Here is a 7,278-nt window from a genome sequence, read left to right as displayed (position 1 = left end):
CGCCCGGGGTGGGGCGACCGGCCCTTCCGCATGCCCGAGCGGCCCTGGTCGGGGGCGCGTTGCGCAAAGGGGGGCGCGTGGTTGCGTTCGGGACGAATGCGGGCTGAACGGGTGATGTGGGGCGGTAGTGTCTGTGATCGGCGACCCGGTTCTCTGGGGCGCCCCCTTCCAAGGAACGAGGTTCCGGACCCGGTGGCCCGGGGCCCGGCCCGGAGTTCCAATGAGCCGTCCACCGGGCTTACTGGGCGGCGTCGTGGAAGGGGGCGTGCCCATGGGCCGTCACCGCAAGCCCACCCGCTGGGATCACATCCGGCTTCGGCTGGTGCAGTTCCGGAGGAGGTGTGTCTTGTGGATCTACGGCCGCTGAGCGGCCACCCCTATGTGAACTAGGGGTGGACACTCCGCGTAGCGGCCAGGAGCCCGCTGCAGTAGCCCTCTGCGGTGGGCTCCACCTTTTTTGCGCGGCCACCCCTACAAGACCTAGGGGTGGACACTCTGCGTGGCGGCCAGGAGCCCGCTGCAGTAGCCCCTGCGGTGGGTTCCGTCTCCTACGGTAGCGGCGGGACTCGTCCGCTTCCACTGCTTCCGGCCGCCGGGCCCCCGCGCGCCCCCTTTCACAACCGGTGCGCCGCCCCCAGCGGGGCCGCACCGCGGGTGTCCAGGAGCAGCTGGGCCTTCACCGACAGGCCTTGCAGGTCGTACGTCCTGTGGTGCTGGAGCAGGATCGTCAGGTCGGCGTCGGCCACCGCTTCGTAGAGGGCGTCCGCGCGCGGGACGGGGCGGTCCTGGACGTTCCAGGCGGGCACGTACGGGTCGTGGTAGCTGAGACAGGCGCCGAGGCCCGTCAGGCGGTCGGCGATCTCCTCGGCGGGGGTGCCCTGGAGGTCGGCGAGGTCGGGCTTGTAGGTGACGCCCAGGAGGAGGACGCGGGCGCCGCGCGCCGACTTGCCGTGCTCGTTGAGGAGGGCGGCGGCGCGCTGGACGACGTAGCGGGGCATGCGGCTGTTGACCCGCTGGGCGAGTTCCACCATGCGCAGGCCGCGGCCGGCCGGGCCGGACATGTCCTGGGGGAGGCCGGGGCCGCCGACGCCGGGGCCCGGGCGGAAGGCCTGGAAGCCGAACGGCTTGGTCTCGGCGCAGCGGACCACGTCCCACAGGTCGACGCCGAGGTCGTGGCAGAGCACGGCCATCTCGTTGACGAGGGCGATGTTGACGTGCCGGTAGTTGGTCTCCAGGAGGTGGACGGTCTCCGCCTCCCGAAGTCCCCGCGCGCGGACCACCTTGTCGGTGAGGCGGCCGTAGAAGGCGGCGGCCGACTCGGTGCAGGCCGGGGTGAGGCCGCCGATCACCTTCGGCGTGTTGGCCGGGGTGATGTCGCGGTTGCCGGGGTCGACGCGGCTGGGGGAGTAGGCGAGGTGGAAGTCGCGGCCCGCCACGAGGCCGGAGCCCTCCTCCAGGAGCGGGCGCAGGAAGGCGTCCGTGGTCCCGGGGTGGACGGGGGACTCCAGGATGACCGTGGTGTGCGGGCGCAGGTGTTCGGCCAGGGCGCGGGCGGCGGTCTCCACCTGCCCGAGGTCGAACCCGCCGTCGGCGCCGCGCGGGGTGGGCGCGCAGATCACGGCGGTGCGGACCCGGCCCAGCTCGGCGGGGTTGGTGGCCGGCCGGAAGCCCCCCGAGAGCATCCGGCGCAGTTCGGCGGCGCTGAGCGAGCCGGGTTCCTCCCCGGTGCGGTACCCGAGCGTGGGGACACCGGCGGCGACGGCGGCCTGGGCCAGGGGCAGGCCGAGAGGACCGAGTCCGATGACGGCGAGATCTGCGGGCATGGCGTGGGCCGTCCTTCCCAATAACCGAGGTGGTGCGGGCACGCAAGTCCTGTGGACAGGACGAGCGAGAGCAATGTCAGACTAGGAGTAAATATGACCGTTTTGCGGGATTGACCAGCGTGTTTCTCGGTGAACCGGTGGGAGTTGTCCACAGGCTGGGGGCGACTGGTGGCTGAAGACGGGCAACCCGGTCAGAATCTGGTCAGGGGAGAACTCGAGGGGTACCGGAGACGTATGGGACGGGGCTTCGCCCGACGGGTGCGGCCGGCTCGACCGAGAGCGGGAGGCAGCAGTGAGGACAGCGACACTGGGGCCGGCGCAGCGCGCCGCGTCACTGGCGGCAATGGCCGAGCGTGAGCTGGACATTCTGGTCGTGGGTGGCGGCGTGGTGGGTGCGGGTACGGCCCTGGACGCCGTCACGCGCGGTCTGTCCACCGGCATCGTCGAGGCGCGCGACTGGGCGTCCGGCACGTCCAGCCGGTCCAGCAAGCTGATACACGGCGGGCTGCGGTATCTGGAGATGCTCGACTTCGCCCTCGTACGGGAGGCGCTGAAGGAACGCGGCCTGCTGCTCGAACGGCTAGCTCCGCACCTGGTCAAGCCGGTGCCGTTCCTGTACCCGCTCCAGCACACCGGCTGGGAGCGGCTGTACGCGGGCTCGGGCGTGGCGCTCTACGACGGCATGTCGATGGCCCGCGGACACGGCCGCGGACTGCCCGTACACCGTCACCTGAGCCACCGTCACGCGCTGCGCGTGGCCCCCTGCCTGAAGAAGGACGCCCTGGTCGGCGCCCTGCAGTACTACGACGCACAGATGGACGACGCCCGCTTCGTGGCGACCCTGGTGCGCACGGCGGTCTCCTACGGCGCTTCGGCCGCCAACCGCGCGCGGGTCACCGGGTTCCTGCGCGAGGGCGAGCGGGTGGTCGGAGCGCGGGTGCAGGACGTCGAGGGCGGCGGCGAGTACGAGATCCGGGCTCAGCAGATCGTCAACGCGACCGGGGTGTGGACGGACGACACGCAGGCGATGGTGGGCCAGCGCGGCCAGTTCCACGTCCGCGCCTCCAAGGGCATCCACCTGGTCGTGCCCAAGGACCGCATCAACTCCTCCACCGGCCTGATCCTGCGCACCGAGAAGTCCGTCCTGTTCGTCATCCCCTGGGGGCGGCACTGGATCATCGGCACCACCGACACCGACTGGGACCTCGACAAGGCCCACCCGGCCGCCTCCAGCGCCGACATCGACTACCTGCTGGAGCACGTCAACTCGGTGCTCGCGGTACCGCTCACCCGCGACGACGTGGAGGGCGTCTACGCGGGCCTGCGGCCCCTGCTGGCCGGCGAGTCCGACGCCACCAGCAAGCTCTCGCGCGAGCACACCGTGGCGCACCCGGTGCCGGGGCTCGTGGTCGTGGCGGGCGGCAAGTACACCACCTACCGGGTGATGGCCAAGGACGCCGTGGACGAAGCGGTGCACGGCCTCGACATGCGCGTCGCCGACTGCGTCACCGAGGAGACCCCGCTGTTCGGCGCGGAGGGCTACCACGCGCTGTGGAACGCGCGGGCGCGCATCGCCGCCGAGACCGGCATCCACGTGGTGCGCGTCGAGCACCTGCTGAACCGGTACGGGGCGGCGGCGCAGGAAGTCCTCGACCTCATCGCCGAGGACCCCTCCCTCGGCGCGCCGCTGAAGGCCGCCGACGACTACCTGCGCGCCGAGGCCGTCTACGCCGCCTCCCACGAGGGCGCCCGCCACCTGGACGACGTCCTGACCCGGCGCACCCGCATATCCATCGAGACCTTCGACCGGGGCACGCGCAGCGCGCGCGAGGCCGCCGAACTGATGGCGCCGGTCCTGGGCTGGGACCAGGACCAGATCGCCCGGGAGGTCGAGCACTACGAGAAGCGGGTGGAGGCGGAACGGGAGTCGCAGCGCCAGCCCGACGATCTGACCGCGGACGCGGCGCGACTGGGGGCGCCGGACATCGTGCCGCTGTAGCAGAAGGGGGGAAACGGGAGAGAAGGGGGCGGGGGAGAGGGGTTTCGTCACCGGCCGTCATCACCCCGTGGCATACGCGCTGTTCAGCGTGGACCCGCCGTGCCCCGGGGTGTCCGCAGAGGGCACCCTGGGCGTCGGGCACTTGTCGGGTGAGGGACAATGGAGCCTCTGTCAGGGCGGGTTGCATGAGGGGACGCATGTCGGAGGCGGAGCGGGCGGGGGCATCCCGTCAGGACACTCGTCAGGACAACAGCGAGCGTCTTCTCGCCGGGCGGTACCGGCTGGGAGACGTGCTCGGCCGCGGCGGCATGGGCACGGTGTGGCGGGCCGAGGACGAGACCCTGGGGCGGACGGTCGCCGTCAAGGAACTGCGGTTCCCGACGAACATCGACGAGGAGGAGAAGCGGCGCCTGATCACCCGGACGCTGCGCGAGGCCAAGGCCATCGCGCGCATCCGCGACACCAGCGCCGTGACCGTCTTCGACGTGGTCGACGAGGACGACCGGCCGTGGATCGTCATGGAACTGGTCGAGGGCAAGTCCCTGGCCGAAGTGATCCGTGAGGACGGCCTGCTGAAGCCGCGCCGGGCCGCGGAGGTCGGGCTCGCCGTCCTGGACGTACTGCGTTCCGCGCACCGCCAGGGCATCCTGCACCGCGACGTGAAACCGTCCAACGTGCTCATCGCCGAGGACGGCCGCGTCGTGCTCACCGACTTCGGCATCGCCCAGGTCGAGGGCGACCCGTCCATCACCTCGACCGGCATGCTCGTCGGCGCGCCCTCCTACATCTCCCCGGAGCGGGCCCGCGGCCACAAGCCCGGCCCGGCGGCCGACCTGTGGTCGCTCGGCGGCCTGCTGTACGCGGCGGTCGAGGGTTCGCCGCCGTACGACAGGGGTTCGGCCATCGCCACGCTGACCGCGGTGATGACCGAGCCGCTGGAGGAACCCAAGAACGCGGGGCCCCTGCGGGACGTCATCTTCGGCCTGCTCAACAAGGACCCGGCCAAGCGGCTCGACGACGCGGGCGCCCGTGCTCTGCTCGACGCCGTCGTCAACGCGCCCGAGCGCGGGGCGGCGGAGCCGGAGCCCCCGGCGGACGCCACCAAGGTCGTACCCCTGCCCGTGCAGCCGGACCGGCGCTCGGGCAAGGGCTCGTCGAAGAAGGCCGGCACCGGTTCGCGGGGCGCCGCGGGCACCGACTCCGGTTCCGCCTCCGCTTCGAAGTCCCCCTCCGGTTCCGGTGCGGGGGGCAAGCGGGGCGAGGAGGCGGCCGACCGGCTGCGCGGTGCGCTGCGGTCCGTGCGCAAGGCGGCCGTGGCGGCCGGGACGGCGACCTCGGCCGCCGCGTCCCGCACCAAGCAGGCGGCGGCCGGCACCGGCACAGCGGACTCGGCGTCCGGTACCCCGGACCGTGCGGCCGGTGGCACGACGACCGCCCGGACCGCCGGTGGTTCCGGTACGGCCGGCGCCTCCGGAGCGACGGCCGGGAAGACCGAGGGCAGCGCGAGCGCCGACGGGAGCGGGAGCGGGACCGGCGAGGGGAGCGGCAGCGGCAGCGGTGGCACGGCGGGTGGCGTGCAGACCGGGCGCTCGGGTGGTGGCTGGCCCGTGGTGCCGCCGCCGGACCTGGACCTGCCCCCGCGTCCGGTGCCCAGGGCGCCGATCACCGACGTGGTGCCGAAGCGGACCCTGGTGATCATCGCCGTGGTGGTGGTGCTCGCGGTGATCGGCACCGTGCTGACCATCGCCTTCAGCGGCGACGACAAGGGCTCCAAGGGCGACCGGAGCGGCGGGGCGGGTACGTCGGCCGGCGCCGCGGCCACCGGGAGCACGACGGCCGGGCAGGGCAAGGGCAGCGCCAAGGGCCCGGACGGCAAGCAGACCGGCGCGGCGACGGACGCCGGCGGTTCGCCCACGGCGGGCGACGGCGCCGGCACGCCGGGCGGCGACGCCTCCGGCAGCGGCTCCGCGTCGGGTTCCGGTCACGGCTCCGGTGGCGACGGAGCGACCACGACGTACAAGGGCGACCAGGGCTTCTCCATCGGGCTGCCCAAGGGCTGGAAGTACACGACCACCGGCTCCTCGGGCGCCCGGTTCACCGGCCCCGACGGGCAGAAGCTGCTCGTCGCCTGGACGTCGACGCCCAAGGACGACCCCGTGGCCGACTGGAATAACCAGGAGGGCTCCATGGTGCGCTCCGAGTACCACCGCATCCGTATCGAGAAGGTGGGCTACCGGGGGTGGAACGCCGCCGACTGGGAGTTCACCTACACCGAGGGCGGCACGAAGTACCGCACGGTGGACCGCGGGTTCGTGGTCGACGACCACCTCGGTTACGCCCTGATGTACACGGCGAAGGCCGACAAGTGGGACAGCGACCTGCGCCGGGACACGTGGCGGACGCTGACGAAGACGTTCGAACCCAAGTGAGATCCGGCTTCCCCTCTTGCGGGTTGCCTCCGGCACGTATCGTGAGTGGTTGCGGACCGTGAGCATCGGGAACGGGACGCGTGGCGAACGTATTTGACCGAACGTGCGGCCGGGGGAGGCAACGTGGACGACTACGCGGGCCGGGTACTCGCCGACCGCTACCGCCTGCCGGTGCCTCCGTCCGAAGAGTACGAACTCACCGAGACCCGGGCCTTCGACACCTACAGCGGGCAGGAAGTGCTGCTCCGCCAGGTGCCGTTGCCCGAGGTGGTCGAGGCCGAGGTGCTCGACGCGGACGGGCTGCCCGACGGATTCACGGCGCGCGACAGCGCCTTCCGGGGGCTCGGGGGGCACACGGGACGCGGTCTGCCTCCGGCGCACGCCCCCCGTGCGGAGTCCGGGGCCACGCGGCGGCCCGCCGATCCGGCGGTACGGCGGGCGGTCGAGGCCGCGCAGGCCGCGGCGCGGATCCCCGACCACCCGCGGCTCGACCAGGTGTTCGACGTGTTCGCGGAGGGTGGCTCGCTGTGGATCGCCAGTGAGCTGGTCGCCGCCCGGCCGCTTGCGGCCCTCCTGGCCGACCGGCCGCTGACGCCCTACCGCGCGGCCGAGGTCGCCTCCGACATACTCATGGCGCTGCGGGTCCTGCACGGGCACGGCTGGGTGCACCGCAACATCACCGCCCGCACCGTGATGGTCTGCGACGACGGCCGGGTGGTGCTGACCGGTCTCGCGGTCGGCGCGGCCCAGGAGGCGCTGTGCGGGTACGACCCGGTTCCCGCGCCGGACGGGGAAGACGGGGAGGACGGCCCGGGCGAGCCCGTGGCCGGTGTGGCGGCCCCCTACGCAGAGCCGTACCGCGAGCCGCCCGGGGACCAGTACGGCAGCGGCGGGCCCGGGGGCGGCAGGGGCAGTGCCGGCGGTCCGGCCGGCGCAGGCCGTACGGGAGGTTTCGGCGGCGGCGCGGGCGGCGCGGCCGGGTTCGGCGGTGGCGGCGGTGCGGGCGGGCGCGCGCAGGGAGCCCGGC

The 7,278-nt window shown here is 73.1% G+C and carries 4 protein-coding genes; 3 read left to right on the top strand and 1 reads right to left on the bottom strand.

Annotation, left to right across the window (positions count from 1 at the left end):
- Positions 1-614: 614 nt before the first annotated feature.
- Complete coding sequence (locus tag ACFC02_RS40645; RefSeq protein ID WP_376367750.1) at positions 615-1,823, bottom strand: nucleotide sugar dehydrogenase; 1,209 nt, start codon at positions 1,821-1,823, stop codon at positions 615-617.
- 292 nt (positions 1,824-2,115) lie between these two features.
- On the opposite strand from ACFC02_RS40645, the gene ACFC02_RS40640 reads away from it, so the two are divergent.
- The 3 genes from ACFC02_RS40640 to ACFC02_RS40630 all read left to right on the top strand — a co-directional run.
- Positions 2,116-3,822, top strand: coding sequence for a glycerol-3-phosphate dehydrogenase/oxidase (locus tag ACFC02_RS40640; RefSeq protein ID WP_376367748.1), 1,707 nt, complete (start codon positions 2,116-2,118; stop codon positions 3,820-3,822).
- A 197-nt stretch (positions 3,823-4,019) separates the two neighbouring features.
- Positions 4,020-6,251 carry a serine/threonine-protein kinase gene (locus ACFC02_RS40635; protein WP_376367746.1) on the top strand — a complete coding sequence of 744 codons (2,232 nt, stop codon included), beginning with the start codon at positions 4,020-4,022 and terminating at the stop codon, positions 6,249-6,251.
- Positions 6,252-6,374: 123 nt separating this feature from the next.
- Positions 6,375-7,278: protein kinase (locus ACFC02_RS40630; protein ID WP_376367744.1), on the top strand; the 904-nt coding region annotated here is incomplete at its 3' end.

Source organism: Streptomyces sp. NPDC056160 (assembly GCF_042268205.1).
Classification (GTDB): Bacteria; Actinomycetota; Actinomycetes; order Streptomycetales; family Streptomycetaceae; genus Streptomyces.
This window is presented reverse-complemented; position numbering and strand designations above follow the sequence as displayed.